Genomic DNA, 20,888 nt, shown 5'->3' with positions numbered 1-20,888 from the left:
GTCGCTAACAAGAACGGGACCACCCGCCTGTGAGGAGAATCACCATGCGCCCACACCAGCACATTCTGGATTGGCTCAGCGATGTCGCCAGCGACTTGCACGCTGTGCGCCACGATATCCACGCCCATCCCGAACTCGGCTTTGAAGAGAACCGCACCTCAGCGCTGGTCGCGCAGTCCCTGCGGGATTGGGGGTATGAGGTGCATACCGGCATTGGCAAAACCGGTGTGGTCGGCGTGCTGCGCAATGGCAGCAGTTCGCGCACGCTGGGTATTCGTGCCGATATGGACGCCTTGCCCATCATCGAAAATACCGGTGCGGCCTACACCAGCCAGCACGCCGGTTGCATGCACGCCTGCGGGCATGACGGCCACACCACCATGCTGCTCGGCGCTGCCCGCTACCTGGCGGCGACCCGGCAATTCGACGGCACCCTGAATCTGATTTTTCAACCCGCCGAAGAAGGCCAGGGCGGTGCCGAGGCGATGTTGGCGGATGGTTTGCTGGAGCGCTTCCCGTGTGACGGCCTGTTCGGCATGCACAATATGCCGGGCTTGCCGGCGGGGCATTTGGGATTAAGAGTTGGCCCGATGATGGCGTCCCAGGACTTGCTCACTGTCACCCTTGAAGGCGTCGGCGGCCACGGTTCCATGCCGCATCTGACGGTGGATCCGCTGGTGGCGGCGGCGAGTATGGTCATGGCCTTGCAGACGGTAGTAGCGCGCAATATCGATACCCAGGAAGCCGCCGTGGTTACGGTCGGTGCGCTGCAAGCCGGCCAGGCCGCCAACGTGATTCCCCAGCAAGCCTTGCTGCGCCTGAGCCTGCGTGCACTCAACCCCAAGGTGCGCGAACAGATGCTGGAGCGGGTCAACGCGATCATCAACACCCAGGCCGCCAGCTTCGGCTGCACCGTGCAGATCGAGCACCGTCCGGCCTACCCGGTGCTGGTCAACCATGGCGAAGAAACCGAATTCGCTCGCCAGGTCGGTGTGGCCTTGCTCGGCGCCGATGCGGTGGACGGCAACACTCGCACGCTGATGGGCAGTGAAGACTTCGCCTGGATGCTGCAACGCTGCCCCGGCAGTTACCTGTTTATCGGCAACGGCGTGTCGCGGCCGATGGTGCATAACCCCGCCTATGACTTCAACGACGACATCCTGCTGACCGGCGCCGCCTATTGGGGCGCGTTGGCCGAGAGCTGGCTCAAGCCTGCCTGACGACCGCACTTTTTTCTGCCGCTGGACCCTTTCCCTTATCGGTTGAATGGAGTGCTCCTCATGCAGACTTTAAAACCAGGCGTCTCGCGCACCCGCCAAGTGGTGGCCGCCGTGATCGGCAATGCACTGGAATGGTATGACTTCATCGTCTACGGCTTTCTCGCCAGCATCATCGCCCGGCAGTTTTTCCCGTCGGAGGATGAATACGCTTCGCTGCTGATGGCCCTGGCCACCTTTGGCGTGGGCTTTTTCATGCGGCCGGTGGGCGGGATCCTGTTGGGTATCTACGCCGACCGCAAAGGCCGCAAAGCCGCGATGCAATTGATTATTCGGCTGATGACCGTGTCTATCGCGCTGATCGCCTTCGCCCCCAACTACGCCGCCATCGGTATGGGCGCGCCGTTGCTGATTGTGGTGGCGCGGATGCTTCAGGGGTTTGCCACGGGCGGTGAATATGCCAGCGCCACGGCGTTTCTGGTGGAGAGCGCACCGGCCCATCGCAAGGGGTTGTATGGTTCCTGGCAATTGGTGGGGCAGTGCCTGGCGGTGTTTGGTGGTGCGGCGATGGTGGCGCTGGTCACGCACTTCTTCTCCCCCGAAACCCTCGACCTGTGGGGCTGGCGCCTGCCGTTTGTGCTGGGCTTGCTGATCGGCCCGGTGGGGTTGTGGATCCGGCGGCACATGGAGGACCCGGAAGAGTTTATCCAGGCGCGTAAAAACGCCACCGGCCCGGCACCGAGCCTGATGCAGGTGCTGCGTGAGCATCGGCGCAGCATCCTGGTGTCCATGGGCCTGGCGTGCGGGGCGACGGTGTCGTTCTATGTGGTGTTGGTGAACATGCCGACCTTCGCCCACAAGAATCTCGGCCTGCCGTTGGACCAGGTGCTGATGGTGCAGATGTTTGCGGTGGCGCTGATGACCGTGGTGATTCCGTTGTCCGGCCTGCTCTCGGATCGTTTGGGGCGGCGACCGGTGTTGATGGCCTTCACCCTGGCGTTCTTCGTGATGGTCTACCCGTTGTATGTATGGGTGGCTGCCGCGCCGTCCATCGAGCGCTTGCTGGTGATGCAGGTAATGCTGTGCACGGCCATTGGCGGGTTCTTCGGCCCGGCGCCGACGGCGTTGGCTGAACAGTTTCCCATCGAGGTGCGCTCGACCGGCGTGTCGGTGGCCTATAACGTGGCGGTGATGGTGTTCGGCGGTTTTGCGCCGTTGATCGTCACTTGGCTGAGCAAGGTGCTGGGCACTCCGGTGGCGCCGTCGTTCTACGTATTGTTCGCGTGCGTGCTGACGCTGCTCGGCACTTATTGCATGCGCGAGGCACCACGAGCGAGCAAACCGCTGCCGTTTTCCAGAGAGGTGAAGCCTTGAGTATTGTCGATTGGGATGCCACGCAACTGTCGCAGGCGATCCATGGGCGGCAGGTATCGTGCGAAGAGGTGATGCAGACGTACCTGGCGCAGATCCAGCGTTTCAACCCCCGTGTGAATGCGCTGGTGTCGTTGCGCGACAGCGAGGTTGTGCTGGCCGAGGCTAGGGCCTGCGACCGTGAGCTGTACCAGGGTCAATCCCGCGGTTGGATGCATGGCATGCCCCAGGCCATCAAAGATCTGGCGGCGACCCAAGGTTTGCGTACCACCTTGGGCTCACCGTTGTTTGCCGAGCACGTGCCCAGCGAAGACGCCATCAGCGTGGCGCGGGTGCGCGCCAGTGGCGCGATCATCATCGGCAAGACCAACGTGCCGGAGTTTGGCCTGGGGTCCCACACCTACAACACGCTGTTCGGCACCACCGGCAATGCCTATGACCCACGCCTGACGGCCGGCGGCAGCAGCGGCGGGGCAGCGGTGGCCCTCGCGTTGCGGATGTTGCCGGTGGCCGATGGCAGCGACATGATGGGCTCGCTGCGCAACCCGGCGGCGTTCAATAACGTGTTCGGCTTGCGCCCGTCCCAGGGCCGCGTGCCCCACGGGCCGATGCCGGAGCTGTTTGTGCAGCAACTGGGCACCGAAGGCCCGATGGGGCGCAGTGTCACGGATGTAGCGCGGCTGCTGAGCATCCAGGCCGGTTACGACCCCCGTGTGCCCTTGTCATCCCAGGACGATCCCGCGATGCTGGGCCAGTCGTTACAGCGCGACTTCAAAGGCACGCGCCTGGGTTGGCTGGGTGACTACAACGGTTATCTGCCGATGCAAGACGGCGTGCTGAGCCTGTGCGAGGCGGCACTCGATGATTTCACCCAGCTGGGCTGCGAGGTGCAAAGCTGCCAGCCGGACTTTTCCCTGGCGCGCCTGTGGCGTTGCTGGCTGGTACACCGCCATTGGCTGGTGCACGGCAACCTCGGCGCGGCCTACGCCAACCCGCGAAAACGCGCATTGCTCAAGCCCGAAGCGCAATGGGAAGTGGAGGGCGGCCAGGGCCTGAGTGCCCAGCAGGTGTACCAGGCGTCGGTGGATCGCAGCGAGTGGTATCGGGCCCTGGCCAAGTTGTTTGAACGTTACGATTTTCTGCTGTTGCCCACCGCCCAAGTGTTCCCTTTCGATGCACAACAGCCTTGGCCACGCCTCGTTGGCGGGCGCGAAATGGACACCTATCACCGCTGGATGGAAGTGGTGATCGGCCCGACACTCGCCGGTTTGCCGAGCATGAGCATCCCGGTGGGCTTCAACCCCCAAGGGCTGCCCATGGGCCTGCAAGTCATCGGCCCGGCCCAGGCCGACCGAGCCGTGCTGCAACTGGCATTTGCCCATGAACAGCTGACTCAATGGGTGCAGCGCCGGCCGCCGGCGTGCATTGCCACCACCACCTGACCTGCGACCGGGCCTGTATCTTGCTGTGTAAAACAGATCATCCACCGGCAACAGGGAGATCGAACATGGAGACAGGCACGGTACGCTCGGTTGAGCGCGCACTGGCAATCGTCGAGTTGCTGGGCGAGCACCAGGCCCTTGGGCTGGAAGAACTGCACTACCTTACGCGGCTGCCCAAGGCCACGGTGTCGCGCATGTTACTGACCTTGCAGGATCAGGGCTGGGTCTACCGCGGCCTGAGCGATCGGCGTTACCGCCTGCGCGCTCGGCGTTTGTTCGGTGATACCCAGCAACGCTTCAAGCGCCAGGTGGTGGAAAGCGCGGCGCCCTGGTTATTGGAGCTCAGCGAGCGCACGGGGTTGGTGGTGGACTTGTCGTGTTTCGACGGCGAGCGCCTGGAAGTCATGGAAAGCGCGATTCCCAGCGTGTTGCGCAAGCTCTACCCGAACAACTGCCAGATCGTCGGTCAGTACGCCAGCCTGTTTCACTCGGCGATGGGCAAGGCATGCCTGACGCAGTTGCCCCTTGATGAAGTGCAGCGGCTGGCGTGTCGCGATCGTGTGGCCGCCGATGAGCAAAGCCATGCTTGCGAGCAAACCCAGCACCAGGGGTTCGGCCAGCGTACCGAGGGCTATTGGGAATACCCGGTGCGTTTGCCCTTCCTGATTCGGGCGGTGGCGTTGCCGGTGCACGCCAATGGCCGGTTGGTGGGGAGCATGGCGTTGCATTGGCCCATGCATCAGGCGCCGGTGGAGCGGGTGTTGAATTTGCATATGGCCATCCTTGAACAGGCGGTGTGCGAAGTTCAGCGAACGCTGGATTAAAAACACCGCAAAACCCTGTGGGAGCTGGCTTGCCTGCGATGGCGATGTATCAGTCAACCATTTCTCGCCTGGCACACCGCCATCGCAGGCAAGCCAGCTCCCACAATGGATTTGCGCCGTTCGTGAGATTGCGCTTAATGTTCGCCCAGGTTTTTTGCCCCATGAGTCTTTATGTTCAATGTCAAACCTCTGGTCTTCGCCCTGCTGACCTGCGCCACCGTGCCTGCCCACGCCGATTGGTACCTGGATAACGAATCCTCGCGCCTGTCTTTCGTCACCACCAAAAACACAGAGGTTGCTGAAGTCCACCGCTTCCTGGTGCTGCACGGCAAAGTCGATGCCAAAGGCGCGGCGCAGTTGCAAGTGGAGATGGAGTCGATCAACAGCGGCATCCCGCTGCGCGATGAGCGCATGCGCAAAGAGCTGTTCCAGATCAAGGCCTTTCCCGACGCATTGATCAGCGCACAGATCAATCTGCAACCGATCAACGACCTGGCGTCCGGCGCGCAACTGGAGTTGCGCCTGCCGCTGAGCGTCACCCTGCACGGCAAGACCCAGACCTACAGCGCCGAATTGCTTGCCACGCGCCTGGATGAGCGACGTTTCCAGGTGGTGACCCTTGAGCCTGTGGTGTTGCACGCCGAGGACTTCGATCTGGCGCCGGGTGTGGCGGCGTTGCGCAAGGCGGCGGGGCTCAAGTCGATCAGTTTGTCGGTGCCGGTGGGTGCGGTACTGATCTTCACGGCGCGCTGACATGAGTGGCGCAGTGTTCCCGTGGCGCAGCGCCAATCAATTCGAACTGCTGATCGACGGGCCGAGTTTCTTCCCGCAGATGCTGGTGGGCATCGCCCGGGCCGAGCAGCAGGTGGATCTTGAGCTGTATCTGGTCGAAGCCGGCGCCTGTGCCGACGCGATGGTGCAGGCGCTGGTGCTGGCCGCCGAACGTGGGGTGCAGGTGCGCTGCTTGTTCGATGACTACGGCAGCCTGGCGTTTACCCTTGGGCTGCGCAAGCGCTTGACCGACGCCGGCGTGGAGCTGCGTTTTTACAACCGCCTGAATTGGCGGCGCTGGATGCGCAACCTGTATCGCGACCACCGCAAGCTGCTGCTGATCGACCAGCGCGTTGCCGTGGTCGGTGGTACGGGCGTCACCGATGAGTTCTGGACGCCGGGGCAAGACAGCGCCGATTGGCATGAAGTGATGGTGCAGATCAGCGGCCCGCTGGTACTGGACTGGCAGGCCCTGTTCGACCGGCAATGGCACGCTAACGCCGCGCGCCGTGAATGGAAACCGGCGACCCATTTCGGTTTGCCGCGCTTGCCGAAAGTGCCAGCGACGGGCCCTGGGCTTGGTCGCGTGGCGTACGCCGACGCTCGTCAGCACCGCGATATCCTGCAGTCGTTGATTCGCGCGTTGAACAGCAGCAAAGGGCGTATCTGGCTGGCGACTCCCTATTTTCTGCCGACCTGGAGCGTGCGTCGTGCCTTGCGCCGGGCGGCAGGGCGCGGGGTGGATGTGCGTTTGCTGCTCACCGGGCCCCGTACCGATCACCCGTCAGTACGCTACGCCGGCCATCGTTATTACCCGCGTCTGCTGCGTGCAGGCGTGCAGATTTTTGAATACCAGCCGTGCTTTTTGCACCTGAAGATGGTGCTGGTGGACGATTGGGTCAGCATTGGCTCGTGCAATTTCGACCACTGGAATTTGCGCTTCAACCTGGAAGCCAACCTCGAAGCGTTGGACCCGGGATTGACGGCGGCGGTGGTGGGCAGTTTCGAAGCGGATTTTGCCCAAAGCCAGGTGGTGAGCCTGGAGGCCTGGAAGGCGCGGCCGTTGTGGAAGCGGGTGAAGCAGCGGGTGTGGGGGTGGATTGATCGGTTGGTGGTCAATCTGCTCGACCGGCGCGGCTAACAAGAACAATGAGGTCAAATGTGGGAGGGGGCTTGCTCCCGATGGCGGTGTTTCAGTTAACAGATTCATTGACTGACCCACTGCTATCGGGAGCAAGCCCCCTCCCACATTTTTGACCGCGTCAGGCGTTAGAGCAGTTCAAAGGTCTGCTGCTGCACATCCTGGGAATCCAGCCCGATCTGCACATTGAACTCACCCGGTTCCGCCGCGAACTTGAGCTGGGCGTTGTAGAACTTCAAGTCGTCCTCGGTGATGGTGAAATGCAGCGTGCGCGCTTCGCCGGCCTTGAGCATGACCTTCTGGAAGTTCTTCAGCTCCTTGATCGGGCGGATCATCGAGCCGGCCACATCCTGGATATACAACTGCACCACGGTTTCGCCATCGACCTTGCCGGTGTTCTTCACGGTGACGCTGGCGTCGAGCTTGCCGGTCTTGTTCAGGGTGGTGGACGACAGTGCCATGTCCGACAGGCTGAACTGGGTGTAGCTCAGGCCATAGCCAAATGGAAACAGGGGACCTGTGGTGTCATCGAAGTACTGCGAGGTGTAGTTGCCCGGCTTGCCTGGGGTGAACGGCCGGCCAATGGTCAGGTGGTTGTAGTAGGTGGGAATCTGCCCTACCGAACGCGGGAAGGTGATCGGCAGCTTGCCCGACGGGTTGTAGTCCCCGAACAGCACGTCGGCGATGGCGTTGCCGCCTTCGGTACCTGCGAACCAGGTTTCCAGGATCGCGTCAGCCTGTTGGTTCTCTTCGAGAATCGACAGCGGGCGGCCGTTCATCAGCACCAGCACCAACGGCTTGCCGGTCGCCTTGAGGGCCTTGATCAGGTCGCGCTGGCTTTGCGGGATGTTCAGGTCGGTACGGCTCGACGACTCGTGGGACATGCCACGGGATTCGCCCACGGCCGCGACGATGACGTCGGCGTTCTTCGCCGCTTTCACCGCTTCGTCGATCAATACTTGGGCAGGGCGTGGGTCATCCACCACTTCCGGAGCATCGAAGTTGAGGAAGTTGAGGTAGTCGAGCACCGCCTTGTCGCCGGTGATGTTGGCACCGCGGGCATAGATCACTTTGCCCTTTTCGCCGATCACGGCGTTCATGCCGTCGAGCAGGGTCACTGATTGCGCAGGTCGGCCGGCAGCCGCCCAACTGCCCATCATGTCGATCGGCGCCTTGGCCAGCGGGCCGACCAGGGCGATGGTCGCGGATTTTTTCAGCGGCAGGGTGTCGTTGTGGTTTTTCAGCAACACCAGGCTACGGCGCGCAATGTCGCGGGCCTCGGCGCGGTGCAGGCGGCTGTCGGCGTAGGTGTCGACCGGGTCATCCTCGGCCTTGCCGATGCGCAGGTACGGGTCCTTGAACAGGCCCATGTCGTACTTGGCGCCGAGCACTTCGCGCACGGCATTGTCGATGTCGCTTTGCTCGATCTCGCCGGACTTGAGCAGCCCAGGCAATTCCTTACCGTACAGCGAGTCGTTCATGCTCATGTCGATGCCGGCCTTGATCGCCAGCTTGGCGGCTTCGCGCCCGTCCTTGGCCACGCCGTGCTTGATCAGCTCGAAGATCGCGCCGTGGTCGCTGACGGTCAGGCCCTTGAAGCCCCAGTCCTTGCGCAGCAGGTCGTTCATCAGCCAGGTGTTGGCGGTGGCGGGCACGCCGTTGATCGAGTTCAACGCGACCATCACGCCGCCGGAACCGGCCTTGATCGCCGCGTGGTAGGGCGGCAGGTAGTCCTGGTACATCTTGACCGGGCTCATGTCGACCACGTTGTAGTCGCGCCCGCCTTCCACCGCGCCATACAGGGCGAAGTGCTTGACGCTGGCCATCAGGCTGTCGGCATTCGCCGGGCTTGCGCCCTGGAACGCCTTGACCATGACTTCGGCAATCCGCGAGACCAGGTAGGTGTCTTCGCCGAAACCTTCGGAGGTACGGCCCCAGCGCGGGTCGCGGGAGATATCGACCATCGGCGCGAAGGTGATGTCGAGGCTGTCGGCAGCGGCTTCCTGGGCGGCGATGCGCCCGGAGCGGCCGATGGCGTCCATGTCCCAGCTGGAGGCCAGGGCCAGGCTGATCGGGAAAATGGTGCGGTGGCCGTGGATCACGTCATAGGCGAAGAACATCGGGATCTTCAAGCGGCTGCGCATGGCCGCGTCCTGCATCGGACGGTTTTCCGGGCGGGTGATGGAGTTGAAGGTGCCACCGATGCGGCCGGCGGCGATTTCCTTGCGGATCATCTCGCGGGGCATTTCCGGGCCGATGCTGATCAGGCGCAATTGGCCGATCTTTTCGTCCAGGGTCATTTGCTTGAGCAGGTCGCTGACGAAGGCGTCCTTGTCTTTAAGCGCAGCAGGCTTTGTTTCTGCCCAGACGGGGTGGGTGGCCAGCGTGGCAACAAGGCCGAGCAAACACAGCTTTTTCATGAATATCCTTTTTCGGCTACTGCGCAGCATTAAACGCATGCTGTCGGCCAAAATGTGGGGAACGTCTATTGTTGTTCGGGTGTTGTTCAGATAAATGCAGCACACTCTGAACTCTTTTTCGCGCTGGGCATCTTTGTAGCTGATTGGCTCGATGCATTCCAGTGGTGGCGGATTATGCCCCAAGCGCGTGGTTTATAGGGTTAGTCGTCAAATTCCATCAAGATTGGGCAGGAGAAACACCATGCAAGCAGCACAGACTTACCGCTGGGGCTTCAAGGCCGCGGCTTTGCTATTGATCAGCACCGTGCTGAGCGGTTGCGGCATCAACAACATCCCGACCCTGGACGAACAGGCCAAGGCGGCCTGGGGCCAGGTGCAGAACCAGTATCAACGCCGCGCCGACCTGATCCCCAACCTGGTGGAAACGGTGAAGGCCTATGCCGCCCACGAACAGGAGACCCTCACCGCCGTGATCGAAGCGCGGGCCAAGGCCACCTCGATCCAGGTGGATGCCAGCACCCTGGACAACCCGGAAAAACTCAAGCAGTTCCAGCAAGCCCAGGATGGCTTGAGCGGCGCACTCAGCCGTTTGATGGTGGTGTCCGAGCGTTACCCGGACCTCAAGGCCAACCAGAACTTCCTGGCCTTGCAATCCCAGCTTGAAGGCACCGAGAACCGTATCGCCGTGGCCCGTCGTGATTTCATCCAGACCGTGCAGGCGTACAACACCGAAATCCGTACTTTCCCGGGCCGTCTGTGGCATAGCGTGATGTACAGCGACTTGCCGATCCGCGCCACGTTTGAAGCCACCAGCGCCGATGCCGACAAGGCGCCGCAGGTGAAATTCAAATAACGCTGCCTTGAGGTGTCGATGCGTTTATTACGGATAGGCCTGGCATTCTGGCTACTGGCCTGCATGGGCATGGCCCAGGCGGCCCTGACCTTCCCGGCACTGACCGGGCGGGTGGTGGACAACGCCCAGATGATCGACCCGGCAACGCGCCAGCAGCTCACTCAACAGCTGCAGGCGCTGGAGCAGACCTCCGGTGACCAGCTTGTGGTGGTCACCGTGCCCGACCTGCAGGGCGTCCCTATTGAAGACTACGGTTATCAATTGGGGCGCGCATGGGGCATCGGCCAGAAGGGCAAGGACAACGGCGCGCTGTTGATCGTTGCCCGTGATGAGCGCCAATTGCGCATCGAAGTCGGTTACGGCCTGGAAGGCGTGCTGACGGATGCGCAGTCCTGGGTGATCATCAACCAGGTGATCCTGCCCAAGTTCAAGACCGGCAATTTCAGCCAGGGCATCAGCGACGGCGTGGCGGCGATGATCCAGGTGGTGGGCGGTGAACCCCTGGCGGTGCCCGCCCATGTGGCGGATGCGAATTTCGCCAAGGATAATCCCGGGTTTTCCATCGGCCTGTTTATCCTGCTGATCGGCGTGTTGTGGCTGTGCAATCGCATGGGCTTGCCGGTAGGCGCTATCCTGCTGGCCATTCTCAGCAGCAGCGGCCGCGGTGGTGGTGGGGGCGGCGGTGGCGGTGGTTTCCGTGGCGGCGGTGGTGGCTTCGGCGGTGGCGGGGCTTCGGGCGGCTGGTAATGACAATAACGAGAAAAGAGCATCTACAACCATGGCATTACTGACTGAACATGAGCAGCGCCAAGTCGCCGAAGCAATTGCCCGGGTCGAAAAAAACACCGACGCAGAGCTGGTGACCGTGCTGGCGGCGCGTGCCGACGACTACGCCTACATCCCGTTGCTGTGGGCCAGCCTGATCGCGTTGGTGGTACCGGGCGTGGTGCATTATTTCTCGGGCTACCTGACCATGTACACCTTGCTGTTGGCGCAATGGGCGACGTTTATTGTGTTGTGCCTGGTGTTTCGCTTGCCCAAGGTCACCACCCGCCTGATTCCTCGCTCCGTACGCCACTGGCGCGCCTCTAACCTGGCGCGTCGGCAGTTTCTGGAGCAGAACCTGCATCACACGTTGGGCAGCACTGGCGTGCTGATATTTGTCAGCGAGGCGGAACGCTACGTGGAGATCCTCGTCGATGACGGCATTTCCAAACGCCTGGATGACAGCAGTTGGGACGCCATCGTCAAGACGTTCACCCAGCAGGTGAAACAGGGGCAGACGCTGGCCGGGTTTATTGCGTGCATCGAGGCGTGCGGCGAGTTGCTCAAGGTGCATGTGCCGGTGACGCAAACGCGCAATGAGCTGCCCAATCGCCTGGTGGTACTCGAATAGCCCGGCCAACTCAGTTCCAAATATGGGAGGGGGCTTGCTCCCGATGGCGATGCACCAGTCAATGAATCTGTTGGCTGATCCACCTATATCGGGGGCAAGCCCCCTCCCACATTTGGATCTACTGTGGCTGCTGGAACTGACCGTTGATCAAATAACCCCGTGCCCTGAACCCCTATCCCCCCTAAAATGCCCGGCATTCTTTGCCCGAGGCGTTTTTGTTCATGTCCGTCACCGCTCAACCCGCCAACCCTGCGCCGGATCATCACGCCCAGTTCATCCAATTGCTGAGCGCAAGCCTTGCGCAAAACGCCTTTATCAAGCTGGTGCTGGCCAAGTACGTCGGTGAGGAAGCCGAGCTGCAACGGCTGATCATCAAGCCGGTCACCGTCAAAGACCAGCCGTGCCTGTCCTTCGTGTACCGCTACAAGACCCGCGACATCACCAAGAATTTCCCCTCGGCCGACGGTGTGGCGGCGATTGCCGAGCTGTTGCCTGCATCATTCAAGAACGCGCACTTGCTGTCGCTGACTGACGAAGCCCAGCTGGAATACAGCAAGAAGAACAAAAGCTCGCTGTTCAAAAGCCAGCCGCAGCAACTGCGCGAAGCACCGTCAGCCGAGCATAACCGTGAGAAGAACCGCTACCTCGACCTGAGCCGGCCGTTTCTCGCCGATCTGGGAGTGACCGATGCCAGGCAGGCGTTGATTCCCTCGATGTCGCGCAAGTGGAAGCAGATCAACAAGTTCATCGAAGTGTTCAGCCATGCGCTGACGTCGTCGCCGTTGAAACTCGACCAACCGGTGCGCGTTGCCGATTTCGGCTCGGGCAAGGGCTACCTGACCTTCGCCATCCATGATTACCTGCGCAACACCCTCAAGGCCGAGGGCGAGGTTACCGGTGTTGAATTGCGCCAAGACATGGTCACCCTGTGCAACAGTGCTGCCGCGCGCCTGGAGCACCCGGGGCTGGTGTTCAAGTGCGGGGACGTACGCAGTGTGGCGCCGAGCGAACTGGACGTGATGATCGCCCTGCATGCCTGCGACATCGCCACCGATTACGCGATCCATACCGGCATCCGCTCCGGCGCGTCGATCATCATGTGCTCGCCATGCTGCCACAAGCAGATCCGCCTGCAGATCCAGAGCCCGGCGCTGCTCAAGCCGATGCTGCAATACGGCCTGCACCTGGGCCAGCAGGCAGAAATGGTCACCGACAGCTTGCGTGCGTTGTTCCTGGAAGCCTGTGGCTACGAGACCAAGGTGTTCGAGTTCATCTCGTTGGAACATACCAACAAGAACAAGATGATTCTTGCGGTCAAGCGTGCGCAGCCTTTGGACAACGCGCAGTTGCTGGTGAAAATCCAAGAGCTCAAGGCGTTCTACCACATCACTGAGCACTGCCTGGAAACCCTGTTGCGCGGGGATGGCTACCTGGCCTGAAGTGAGCGCGTTCCCTGTGGGCGCTGGCTTGCCTGCGATGACGATGGTGGCTGTACCACGGCTATCGCAGGCAAGCCAGCTCCCACATTTGGAATGCGTGTGTGGTCAGAAGAATCGCGTCACGCTGATCTTCGCATCGCGCCCCTTGGTATAGGCGCGGTCGCCGCTCAACGCCGGGCGGAAGTTTTCGTTGAACAGGTTGTCCACCGTGAAGTTCACCTCGGTGCCTTTGAGGTAAGCCTGCTGCGGTTTCCATTTGGCGAACAGGCCCTGGGTGTTGTAACGCTTGTTGCCGTACTGGTCGAAGAACCGGTCGCCCACGCCGGAGCCCGGGCCACCGGAGTATTTGTCGCTGGGCAAGCGGTCGGTAGCGCCGATGAATTGACCCATCCAGCCCACCTGGGCATCCCAGGCCGGGATGTTGGTGCCCAGTACCAGCACCCATTTGGTCGGTGGGATATCCCGTGCCGCCACATCCGGGCCCCAGGGGTTGGTGTAGGCGCCCTGGTGCTGGCCCTTGGCATAGGCAAACGATACCGAACCAAACAGGTAGGTGGAGTTATAGATCGATTCGAGTTCGACACCCTTGATGGTCATGCCACCGATATTGCGATAGTTGGACATCGGCCCCGGCGGGCACGCTGAGGAGATGCTGCCGCCGTTGATGGCCTGGTTCTGGCAGCCCACGCCGGTGGCCTTGAAGATTTCGTCTTCGATCTTGTTGTGGAACAGGGTAGTGCGCAGTTGCAGGTTATCGTCCTGGACCAACAGGTTGTCGAAGTTGGTGATGTTGCCCAGGGTGATCGAGGTGATGCGCTCCGGGTCCAGGTCCACGCTGGTGGCGGTGCGGCTGCCCAGGCCCTGTACTTCATATTGTTCGTCGATCACCGGGGCGCGCCAGGTCTGGCTCCAGTTGGCGAACAACCCCACATTCGGCGTCACGGTCCAGAACAGCGCCAGGCGTGGCGACCAGCCGGTGTAGGTGCGGTCGCTGTAATCGTGGCCAACCGCGGGGTCGGGGTTGTTGTAGTAGGGCGCATCGTTGCCCTCGCCGCGATTGCGCACGTGGTCATAGCGCAGCGACGGCGTGATCGTCACATCGCCGAGGGTTACCGCGTCCTGGATAAAGAAGCTGTTGGTATCGACCTTGCCTTGGGGCATGAAGCCCGGCTGGAAGTGCCCATAGTTGTAGCGCGGCGTGTTGTAGGTGGTGCCGGGCATCCACATTTCGGTTTCGCGGATGTGCTTGCGGATCTGCCCGCCGACGGTCACCGCATGCTGCAAGGGCCCGGTGTCGAACAAGCTGACGTTGCGGATGTCGAGGTTTTTGTCGATGTAGGCGGTGTCCATCTTGCGCCCGCCGGTAGCGAGTTGGAAAAACGCGGTAGCATCACGCTCGTCGGTCTGTTCGGTATTGGACTGGGAGTATTTGACGGTGAGGTCCACCAGCGGGTTATCCAGCGGCTGGTAGTGATACTTGCCCGACCAGGTGGTATCGACCGTATCGCGGTGCGCGAGGAAGCGCTTCAAGGCCCCTTCGTAGCCGTAGCGGTCGATGTTGAACTGGGTAGGCGGCGTCGGGTAGCTCGCGGCGGAAAACGGTGTCCAGCGGTTGCTGTGAGAACGCGAGTACGACAGGCCGACACTCTGCTCATCGGTGAAGTACGCGTTGACCTTGAACAACTTGCCGTCCACATCCTGCGCGCTGTTGGGCAAGCGCTGGGGGTTGATCGGGTACTCGTTGTTGTCGTTGGGCAACTTGGCGGCCACCTTCATATCGCCGCCGTCGCGTTGGGTCAGGTAGGCCAGGGCGTCGAAACGGCCATCGTCGGTGCGGCCATACACGGCACCGCTGTAGACCTGTTCATGATCATTGCTGGAGTAGCCGTATTTGAGCATCGCGCCGCTGTTGCGACCGTCCTGGAGCAGGTCCGGGGCGTCCTTGGTGATCATGTTGACGGTGCCGCCGAAGCCGCCATTGCCGGTGAACGGCGAGTTGGGGCCTTTTTCCACTTCGATGCGCTTGATCAGCTCGGGTTCGATAAACACCGTGCCTTGCTGGTAGCGCTCAAAGCCGGTCTTGGTGGCGCCGTCCACGGTCAACGGCACGTCTTCGGCATCGCCGAAACCACGGATGTTGATGGTCTGCCCGCCAGGTTTGAGCGAGCCGCCCTGGCTGACACCGGGCAGGGTCTGCAACAGGCTCGGAATGTTATTGGACTGGTAGCGGTCGATATCGGCCTGGGTCAGGGTGGAGCGGTTGACGGTGCTGGCGTTCACTTCGTTGCCGGTGCCGATCACGCTCAGCGTGTCCAGCTGGATCGCGGCGCTGCTGGTGGCCTTGCCCTCATCGGGGCGCACTACGTAGGTGCTGCCGACCTTGATCAGGGTGAACTCGCCGTTTTTCAGCAGGGAGCGAATCGCTACTTCCGCGGTGTAGTCACCGTCGAGCGCCGGCGCTTTCAGGTTTTTGAGCAGGCTTTCATCGAACAGCAGCTGGATTTTCGCCTGCTGTGCCACCTGGCTCAGGGACGTGGCCAGTGACTGGGCCGGTAGGTGCAGGGTGAACGACTCGGCCTGGGCGTTGAGGCTGAAGGCCAGGCACGTGGCCAGGAGCGTGGGTCGAAGAAACAGGTGCGAAGCGTGGCAAGGCGCGCGAAACATGAAATCCCCCGGAGCGGCTAAATAGCCAAAAAGGTGTGCGTATCAAACACGGACAGGAGGAAGACGGGGCAGGCCGAAAAAACCACACATGCGAATGCAAAATATTCTCATGTGGGCAGTATGCAGGCTATTTGCTCGGCTCGATTTTCACACTGCCATCGCCCAGGACCACGGTTTTTACCGGCAACAGGGCGGGCAAGGCGTTGAGCAGGGCATCGGGGTCATTCACATCCAGGTTGCCCGACACCTTGAGTTGCGCCACGGCCTTGCTGACCTGCAACGGCGCCTGGGGACGGTACAGGCTCAGCTCGTCGATCAGGCTGGCCAGTTCGCGATTGCGAAACGATAAATGCCCGCTGCGCCAATCGGCCACTTCTTCAGCGCTGAGGGTTTGTTGTTGCAGGGTGCCTTTGGCGTAGCTGTAAGCGGCACGTTGCCGGGCGCCGAGCAGGGTGGTGGGGCTTTTGCTGTCCGGCTCGAACGCCACCTGGCCATGGGCAACGCTCACCACCAGTTGCTGCTGGCCGCGACGCACGTCAAAACCAGTGCCCACCACCCGTATGATCGACTCGCCGGCTTGCACGTAGAGTGGCCGCTCCTTGTCGGCCGCCACTTCGATATACAGCTGGCCTTTGTCCAGATGCAGGACACGTTGATGGGCGCTGAAGTCCACGCGGATGCGGGTGTTGGCATTCACGTACAGGGTGCTGCCATCGGGCAGGTTCAAGGTACGCATACCTTTGGCATGAGCGGCGACCTGGGTGTGATACAGCTCGCGGGGCGCGCCGATGTGGGTCGCCAACACGGCGCACAGCACGGCAGCGGCCACCGCAAGGGCTGGGCGCCAGAGGGGGCGTTTGCGTTTGGCCAGCGGCAGCGGTTTGTTCAGTTGTTGCAACTGGGCCAGGTCGGCCCACAGCTGTTCTAATTCGGCATAGGCACGCGCATGGGCTGGCACCGCCTGCCAGGCGGCAAAGGCTTTGCGGTCGGCACGGCTGGCAGCGTTGCGGTTGCGTGCAAACCAACTGGCGGCCTGGGCGTCGATGGAGTCGCTCGCTTGGCTGTCCAGGGCGTCGATGTCGCTCAGGCGGTTCATTCTGGCTGCTCCGTGCCGGGGTCGGATTGAAGGCGTCGCTTGCAATGCAGCAGGGCCAAGGCAATGTGCTTTTCTACCATGCTGGTCGAAATGCCCATGCGTTCGGCGATCTGTGCCTGGCTCAAGCCTTCGAAGCGGTGCAGCATAAGGGCTTCTCGCCGGCGGGGCGAGAGTTCGGCGAGGACTTCTTTCAACTGTTCCAGGCGTTGCAGGCGCAGGGCGGCGGCCATGGGGTCGTGCTGTTCGTCGGTGACCGGCTCGGTATCCATTTCGGCGTGATCGGGATGGGCGGTGTGCCGTACCTTCTGTTTGCGCCAGTGATCGCGCAACAGATTGCGCGCCATCTGAAACAGAAACGCCCGGGGCTGCTCGACCTTGGCTCGGTCGCGGTAGCCCAGCCACTGGGTAAAGACATCCTGAGTCATGTCCGCCGCGTCGCTGGCGTTGTCCGTGCGTTTACGCAGGAAATACAGAATATCTGCATAAAACCCGCGACAGGCATCGGCCGACGACGGGTCGGGCTTGGGACGAGACATGGATATCCTTCTTGACGAAGCACGAGGTGGAAAGGTCGTGAATGATATCGAGAATTATTGCTATTTGTCTCTATTTAAAGGCTGTACTCAATTCAACTGTGGGAGGGAGCAAGCCCCCTCCCACACAGGCCCTGAGTTTATTTCAGAAGTGTTTTGAGTTGCTCGATCCCCGCCTCACCCAACGGGAACACCGGCAACCTTGGATCCCCCACCTCCAACCCAGTCAAGCGCAACCCGGCCTTGATCGTCGTCGGCAACCCGCCCTTGAGGATGAATTGCAGCAACGGCAACTGTCGGTAGAACAGCTCTCGCGCTTTATTCAAGTCATTGGCCAGCACTGCCTGATACAGGTCCAGATTGAGTTGGGGGATCAAGTTCGGCGCCGCGGTGCACCAGCCTTTGGCACCGGCCGCGAAGGCTTCCAGGGCCAGCGGGTTGCAGCCGTTGTAGAACGGCACGTCACTCTCCAGTTTTAACTGGTGCATGCGCTGGATGTCGCCCGTGCTCTCCTTGACCATGGTCACGTTGTCGACCTGCTTGAGGATGCGCAGGATCAACTCCACCGACATGTCGGTACCGCTGGTGGCCGGGTTGTTGTAGAGCATGATCGGCACGCCGATGCTGTCGCCGATTGCGGCGTAGTGGGCGAGGATTTGCGCTTCGCTGAGTTTCCAGTATGAGGCGGGCAGCACCATGACCACATCGGCACCGTGCGCCTCGGCATAGCGCGCACGGCGAACGGCCTTGGCGGTGGTCAGGTCGGACACGCTGACAATGGTCGGTACGCGTTTGGCGACTTTCTCGATGCTGTAGGCACTGACTTCGTCCCACTCGGCATCGCTCAGGTAAGCGCCTTCGCCGGTGCTGCCCAACGGCGCGATAGCGTGGATGCCGCTGTCGATCAAGCGCTCGATAGAACGCCCGAGTGCGTCGAAGTCAACACGCTGGCCATCAGCACTGAACGGGGTGATGGTGTAGCCGATGATGCCGTGAATAGTTGGATTGGACATGGGAAAACTCCGGTCGAAAAAAGGGGGGCGATCAGTTCAGGCAATCGGCATGTTTACGCAGATTCTGCCGCGCGTAGTAATTGAACGCAGCGCCGTGGCGCTTGGGCTTGGAAATCCAGTCGTGGGCCTCGCGCCCCAGCTCTGGCAGGATCGGCTTGACGGTGCCCGCGGACATCGCCAGCAACTGCAACTTGGCCGCCCGCTCGATCAACTGCGCGATGACACAGGCTTCTTCGATGCTGGCCCCGGTGGACAACTGGCCGTGGTGCGAGAGCAGGATGGCGCGCTTGTCGCCCAGCGCCGTGGTGATTATTTCCCCCTCTTCATTGCCCACCGGCACGCCGGGCCAGGCCTCCAGGAACGCGCAATCTTCATACAGCGGGCAGAGGTCCATATGCGACACCTGCAACGGCACTTCCAGCATCGACAGCGCGGCAATGTGCGTGGGGTGTGTATGGATGATGCAGTTTACATCCGGACGTCCGCGGTACACCCAGGTGTGAAAGCGGTTGGCCGGGTTGGGGATGCCATGACCTTCGAGCACTTCCAGGTCTTCGTTGACCAGCAGCAGGTTGCTGGCGGTGATTTCGTCAAAACCCAGGCCCAGTTGCTGAGTGTAGTAGGTGCCAGGCGCAGGCCCGCGTGCGGTAATTTGCCCGGCCAGGCCGGAGTCGTGACCGTGTTCGAACAGAATTCGGCAAGTCAGCGCCAGCTTTTGGCGCTCGGTCCACGTATTATCTGCCAGGCTGTTTTGCATCTGGCTCAGGGCTTGCTTGACCAGTTGGTCTTTTGGGAGTGCTAATGTCTTGGCCATATCGGTGTCCTTTGGGTAGTTCAATGGACGTCGGATTTGCTGCTCGCCCGCTGCTCGCAAGGTCGTTGGGTGACTGCAAATGACACTAAAGATGCTATATGACACTTTGTGTCATTGGCAAGCACGGCTCATCGCTTTCTGCATGGATTAACCGCAGCAAATGTCTATCCGTTTGAAATTACTGAGAAAAAAACTTGGCGTAACCCTGGAGGCCCTGGCCGAAAAATCCGGGATGACCAAGAGTTACCTGTCGAAAGTGGAGCGTGGGCTCAACACGCCGTCCATTGCCGCTGCGCTGAAACTGGCCAAGGCGCTGAACGTGAAAGTCGAAGAGCTGTTCAGCGAAGGCAACGTCAGCCTCGACAGCTACAGCCTGGTGCGCAGCCATGAACGGCCCGACACGTCACCGGGTTATGCGGTACTTGCCCATCAGGTGAGCGAGCGCAGCCTGTTGCCGTTCATCATCTACCCGCCGGCGGAGTTTACCGACAAGACCTTCAAGGAGCATTTGGGGGAAGAGTTTCTGTTCGTGCATGAAGGCCAGGTGGAAGTGGATTTCATGAGCGAGCGGGTGCTGTTGGAGCGCGGCGATGCGCTGCATTTCAATGCGCAGAAACCCCACCGGATTCGCTCGGTGGGAGAGGTGCAGGCGCAGTTGCTGGTGGTGGTGCACAGCGCTGAGGAATGACGCTGATCCCGATTTGAAATGCAATCAAATGTGGGAGCGGGCTTGCTCGCGAAAGCGCAGTGTCAATCACTGAAAATGTTGACTGACCCACCGCATTCGCGAGCAAGCCCGCTCCCACATTTTGCTCAGTGTTCGACCGGGACTGAAAGCGCCGGATTACCCAGCGGATGCGTGCGCGCCGCGAAGAATTCAAGCTGCGCTCCTGTCCCTTCAAACAGCTGCGAATACCGCTGCTTCTGCTGACGAATAAAGCCATCAGTGCGCCCCGACACCGAGATCGCCAGGGTGGTGATACCGGCCTGGCGAATCGCATCCGCCAGGTGTTTATCCTGCGGCCCCAAGTCATGGCCGAAAATGCACAACGCGCCTTCATGGCTCAGCAACTGCTCATAACAGAACGACAGATAATCCGAACTGCGAATGCTCTTGAGCTTTTCCTCCACCTTGCCTTCACTGACGAACAGCGGCACATCGTCCAGCGTCTTGATCGTGTTGTTGATCGCGAAACTGCTGAGCAAGGTGCTGTCGGTGGACGGCAGTTTGCGCGCTGTGCCGTCAAGGTTGCGCACCAGATGCAGGCCGCCGTGCAGGTAGAGAATGCGCGTGGTGTCGGTGTGGGTATTGCGCAGGTCGAAGCTTGAATCGGCGCTGCGGAACAGGTCGTCGATCCCGGGCGTGTGCAGGATTGCCCAGTAGTTGAGCAAATCGTAGTTGCTGGTGAAGACGGTGGCGTAGCGTGCCAACTCATTGTTGATCGTTGCCAGGGTCGATGGCTGCACCAGTCGCCAGGGGATGTGTACGGTGTGAATGGTGTTGATCAACGCTTCCTTGATCGCGTAATAGCGATTGCGCGGCGCCGCCGAACTGACCGCCAGGGCCTTGTTGACCCGGCTGGTGGTTTTCAAGGCGCCCAGGGCTTGCTCGAAACTGCGGGTTTGCAGGGCATCGAACACGCTGAGTTCGGATTGGCTCAGGGGTTTTTCTTCAACGGTGCGGGCGTTTTCAAACAGCGAGTCGTAGGCAAAGTCTTCCCATATCGTGCGGCTGGCGCCGTTGCCGATCAGAATCCCGTTGAAGTCGATGGCGTCGCGCAGGGCGCTCCAGTCTTCAAGGTGGGCGTCAATATCCTGGAAATCCTTCATTGCGGCGGGTCTACTCGAAATCGGCTGGAGGGTGACTTTATCACGAGCTGAAGTTGATCCTGAT

General features: G+C 61.1%; 18 protein-coding genes. 11 read left to right on the top strand and 7 right to left on the bottom strand.

Annotated elements, in window-relative coordinates:
- Positions 1-44: 44 nt before the first annotated feature.
- From E4O98_RS04715 to E4O98_RS04690, 6 genes are all read left to right on the top strand, one after another.
- A complete protein-coding gene (locus E4O98_RS04715) occupies positions 45-1,220 on the top strand; it encodes a M20 aminoacylase family protein (protein WP_005785919.1) in 1,176 nt (391 codons plus the stop codon).
- 60 nt (positions 1,221-1,280) lie between these two features.
- Positions 1,281-2,591 carry a citrate-proton symporter gene (locus E4O98_RS04710; RefSeq protein ID WP_032877307.1) on the top strand — a complete coding sequence of 437 codons (1,311 nt, stop codon included), beginning with the start codon at positions 1,281-1,283 and terminating at the stop codon, positions 2,589-2,591.
- Entirely contained in the window at positions 2,588-4,030 is a 1,443-nt protein-coding gene (locus E4O98_RS04705; RefSeq protein WP_228309500.1) for an amidase, read from the top strand. Before E4O98_RS04710 ends, E4O98_RS04705 begins: the two co-directional genes overlap by 4 nt.
- A 65-nt stretch (positions 4,031-4,095) precedes the next feature.
- Positions 4,096-4,854, top strand: a complete 759-nt coding sequence (locus tag E4O98_RS04700) for a helix-turn-helix domain-containing protein (RefSeq protein WP_248134331.1) — start codon at positions 4,096-4,098, stop codon at positions 4,852-4,854.
- Positions 4,855-5,025: 171 nt separating this feature from the next.
- The gene (locus E4O98_RS04695; protein WP_032877305.1) at positions 5,026-5,607 is read left to right on the top strand and encodes a YceI family protein; all 582 of its coding nucleotides are present in this window, start codon (positions 5,026-5,028) and stop codon (positions 5,605-5,607) included.
- A 1-nt stretch (position 5,608) separates the two neighbouring features.
- Positions 5,609-6,766: a phosphatidylserine/phosphatidylglycerophosphate/cardiolipin synthase family protein gene (locus tag E4O98_RS04690; RefSeq protein WP_005785930.1), complete on the top strand. Its 1,158-nt coding sequence runs from the start codon at positions 5,609-5,611 to the stop codon at positions 6,764-6,766.
- Positions 6,767-6,894: 128 nt separating this feature from the next.
- On the opposite strand, the gene bglX is transcribed toward E4O98_RS04690, so the two are convergent.
- Positions 6,895-9,186: a beta-glucosidase BglX gene (bglX, locus tag E4O98_RS04685; protein ID WP_032877304.1), complete on the bottom strand. Its 2,292-nt coding sequence runs from the start codon at positions 9,184-9,186 to the stop codon at positions 6,895-6,897.
- A 241-nt stretch (positions 9,187-9,427) separates the two neighbouring features.
- Between bglX and E4O98_RS04680 the strand changes: the two genes are divergently transcribed.
- From E4O98_RS04680 to E4O98_RS04660, 4 genes are all read left to right on the top strand, one after another.
- Positions 9,428-10,039, top strand: a complete 612-nt coding sequence (locus tag E4O98_RS04680) for a LemA family protein (protein ID WP_032877303.1) — start codon at positions 9,428-9,430, stop codon at positions 10,037-10,039.
- A gap of 18 nt (positions 10,040-10,057) precedes the next feature.
- Entirely contained in the window at positions 10,058-10,786 is a 729-nt protein-coding gene (locus E4O98_RS27630; protein WP_032877302.1) for a TPM domain-containing protein, read from the top strand.
- Between the two features lie 31 nt (positions 10,787-10,817).
- Positions 10,818-11,435 (top strand): TPM domain-containing protein, encoded by a 618-nt coding sequence (locus E4O98_RS04665; protein WP_248134329.1) that lies wholly within the window; start codon positions 10,818-10,820, stop codon positions 11,433-11,435.
- 221 nt (positions 11,436-11,656) lie between these two features.
- Positions 11,657-12,874, top strand: a complete 1,218-nt coding sequence (locus E4O98_RS04660) for an SAM-dependent methyltransferase (RefSeq protein ID WP_078820517.1) — start codon at positions 11,657-11,659, stop codon at positions 12,872-12,874.
- 105 nt (positions 12,875-12,979) lie between these two features.
- On the opposite strand, the gene E4O98_RS04655 is transcribed toward E4O98_RS04660, so the two are convergent.
- The 5 genes from E4O98_RS04655 to E4O98_RS04635 all read right to left on the bottom strand — a co-directional run bounded on the left by E4O98_RS04655 (position 12,980) and on the right by E4O98_RS04635 (position 18,994).
- Positions 12,980-15,538 (bottom strand): TonB-dependent receptor, encoded by a 2,559-nt coding sequence (locus E4O98_RS04655; RefSeq protein WP_248134327.1) that lies wholly within the window; start codon positions 15,536-15,538, stop codon positions 12,980-12,982.
- Between the two features lie 127 nt (positions 15,539-15,665).
- Positions 15,666-16,634, bottom strand: coding sequence for a FecR domain-containing protein (locus tag E4O98_RS04650; protein WP_248134325.1), 969 nt, complete (start codon positions 16,632-16,634; stop codon positions 15,666-15,668).
- On the bottom strand, positions 16,631-17,170 hold the full coding sequence (locus E4O98_RS04645) for an RNA polymerase sigma factor (protein WP_032877298.1): 540 nt from the start codon (positions 17,168-17,170) through the stop codon (positions 16,631-16,633). The genes E4O98_RS04650 and E4O98_RS04645 overlap by 4 nt, the downstream gene beginning before the upstream one ends.
- 137 nt (positions 17,171-17,307) lie before the next feature.
- Positions 17,308-18,180, bottom strand: coding sequence for a dihydrodipicolinate synthase family protein (locus E4O98_RS04640; protein WP_078820521.1), 873 nt, complete (start codon positions 18,178-18,180; stop codon positions 17,308-17,310).
- A 31-nt stretch (positions 18,181-18,211) separates the two neighbouring features.
- Positions 18,212-18,994 (bottom strand): aldolase, encoded by a 783-nt coding sequence (locus tag E4O98_RS04635; RefSeq protein ID WP_005785944.1) that lies wholly within the window; start codon positions 18,992-18,994, stop codon positions 18,212-18,214.
- Between the two features lie 160 nt (positions 18,995-19,154).
- Between E4O98_RS04635 and E4O98_RS04630 the strand changes: the two genes are divergently transcribed.
- Positions 19,155-19,682, top strand: a complete 528-nt coding sequence (locus E4O98_RS04630) for an XRE family transcriptional regulator (protein ID WP_005785945.1) — start codon at positions 19,155-19,157, stop codon at positions 19,680-19,682.
- Positions 19,683-19,807: 125 nt separating this feature from the next.
- Here E4O98_RS04630 and E4O98_RS04625 read toward each other — a convergent pair whose 3' ends face one another.
- Positions 19,808-20,824 (bottom strand): DUF4917 family protein, encoded by a 1,017-nt coding sequence (locus E4O98_RS04625; protein WP_078820522.1) that lies wholly within the window; start codon positions 20,822-20,824, stop codon positions 19,808-19,810.
- Positions 20,825-20,888: the final 64 nt, after the last annotated feature.

The sequence above is a fragment of the Pseudomonas sp. W2Jun17 genome, from assembly GCF_023127795.1.
Classification (GTDB): Bacteria; Pseudomonadota; Gammaproteobacteria; order Pseudomonadales; family Pseudomonadaceae; genus Aquipseudomonas; species Aquipseudomonas synxantha_A.
Note: the sequence above shows the minus strand (reverse complement) of the source record. Positions and strands in the feature narration are given on the sequence as shown.

Bases quoted from the DNA above. Each gene is read 5' to 3' on its own strand.
- E4O98_RS04715 (WP_005785919.1), top strand. From the start codon at position 45: ATGCGCCCACACCAGCACATTCTGGATTGGCTCAGCGATGTCGCCAGC.
- E4O98_RS04710 (WP_032877307.1), top strand. From the start codon at position 1,281: ATGCAGACTTTAAAACCAGGCGTCTCGCGCACCCGCCAAGTGGTGGCC.
- E4O98_RS04700 (WP_248134331.1), top strand. From the start codon at position 4,096: ATGGAGACAGGCACGGTACGCTCGGTTGAGCGCGCACTGGCAATCGTC.
- E4O98_RS04695 (WP_032877305.1), top strand. From the start codon at position 5,026: ATGTTCAATGTCAAACCTCTGGTCTTCGCCCTGCTGACCTGCGCCACC.
- E4O98_RS04690 (WP_005785930.1), top strand. From the start codon at position 5,609: ATGAGTGGCGCAGTGTTCCCGTGGCGCAGCGCCAATCAATTCGAACTG.
- bglX (WP_032877304.1), bottom strand. From the start codon at position 9,186: ATGAAAAAGCTGTGTTTGCTCGGCCTTGTTGCCACGCTGGCCACCCAC.
- E4O98_RS04680 (WP_032877303.1), top strand. From the start codon at position 9,428: ATGCAAGCAGCACAGACTTACCGCTGGGGCTTCAAGGCCGCGGCTTTG.
- E4O98_RS27630 (WP_032877302.1), top strand. From the start codon at position 10,058: ATGCGTTTATTACGGATAGGCCTGGCATTCTGGCTACTGGCCTGCATG.
- E4O98_RS04665 (WP_248134329.1), top strand. From the start codon at position 10,818: ATGGCATTACTGACTGAACATGAGCAGCGCCAAGTCGCCGAAGCAATT.
- E4O98_RS04660 (WP_078820517.1), top strand. From the start codon at position 11,657: ATGTCCGTCACCGCTCAACCCGCCAACCCTGCGCCGGATCATCACGCC.
- E4O98_RS04655 (WP_248134327.1), bottom strand. From the start codon at position 15,538: ATGTTTCGCGCGCCTTGCCACGCTTCGCACCTGTTTCTTCGACCCACG.
- E4O98_RS04650 (WP_248134325.1), bottom strand. From the start codon at position 16,634: ATGAACCGCCTGAGCGACATCGACGCCCTGGACAGCCAAGCGAGCGAC.
- E4O98_RS04645 (WP_032877298.1), bottom strand. From the start codon at position 17,170: ATGTCTCGTCCCAAGCCCGACCCGTCGTCGGCCGATGCCTGTCGCGGG.
- E4O98_RS04640 (WP_078820521.1), bottom strand. From the start codon at position 18,180: ATGTCCAATCCAACTATTCACGGCATCATCGGCTACACCATCACCCCG.
- E4O98_RS04635 (WP_005785944.1), bottom strand. From the start codon at position 18,994: ATGGCCAAGACATTAGCACTCCCAAAAGACCAACTGGTCAAGCAAGCC.
- E4O98_RS04630 (WP_005785945.1), top strand. From the start codon at position 19,155: ATGTCTATCCGTTTGAAATTACTGAGAAAAAAACTTGGCGTAACCCTG.
- E4O98_RS04625 (WP_078820522.1), bottom strand. From the start codon at position 20,824: ATGAAGGATTTCCAGGATATTGACGCCCACCTTGAAGACTGGAGCGCC.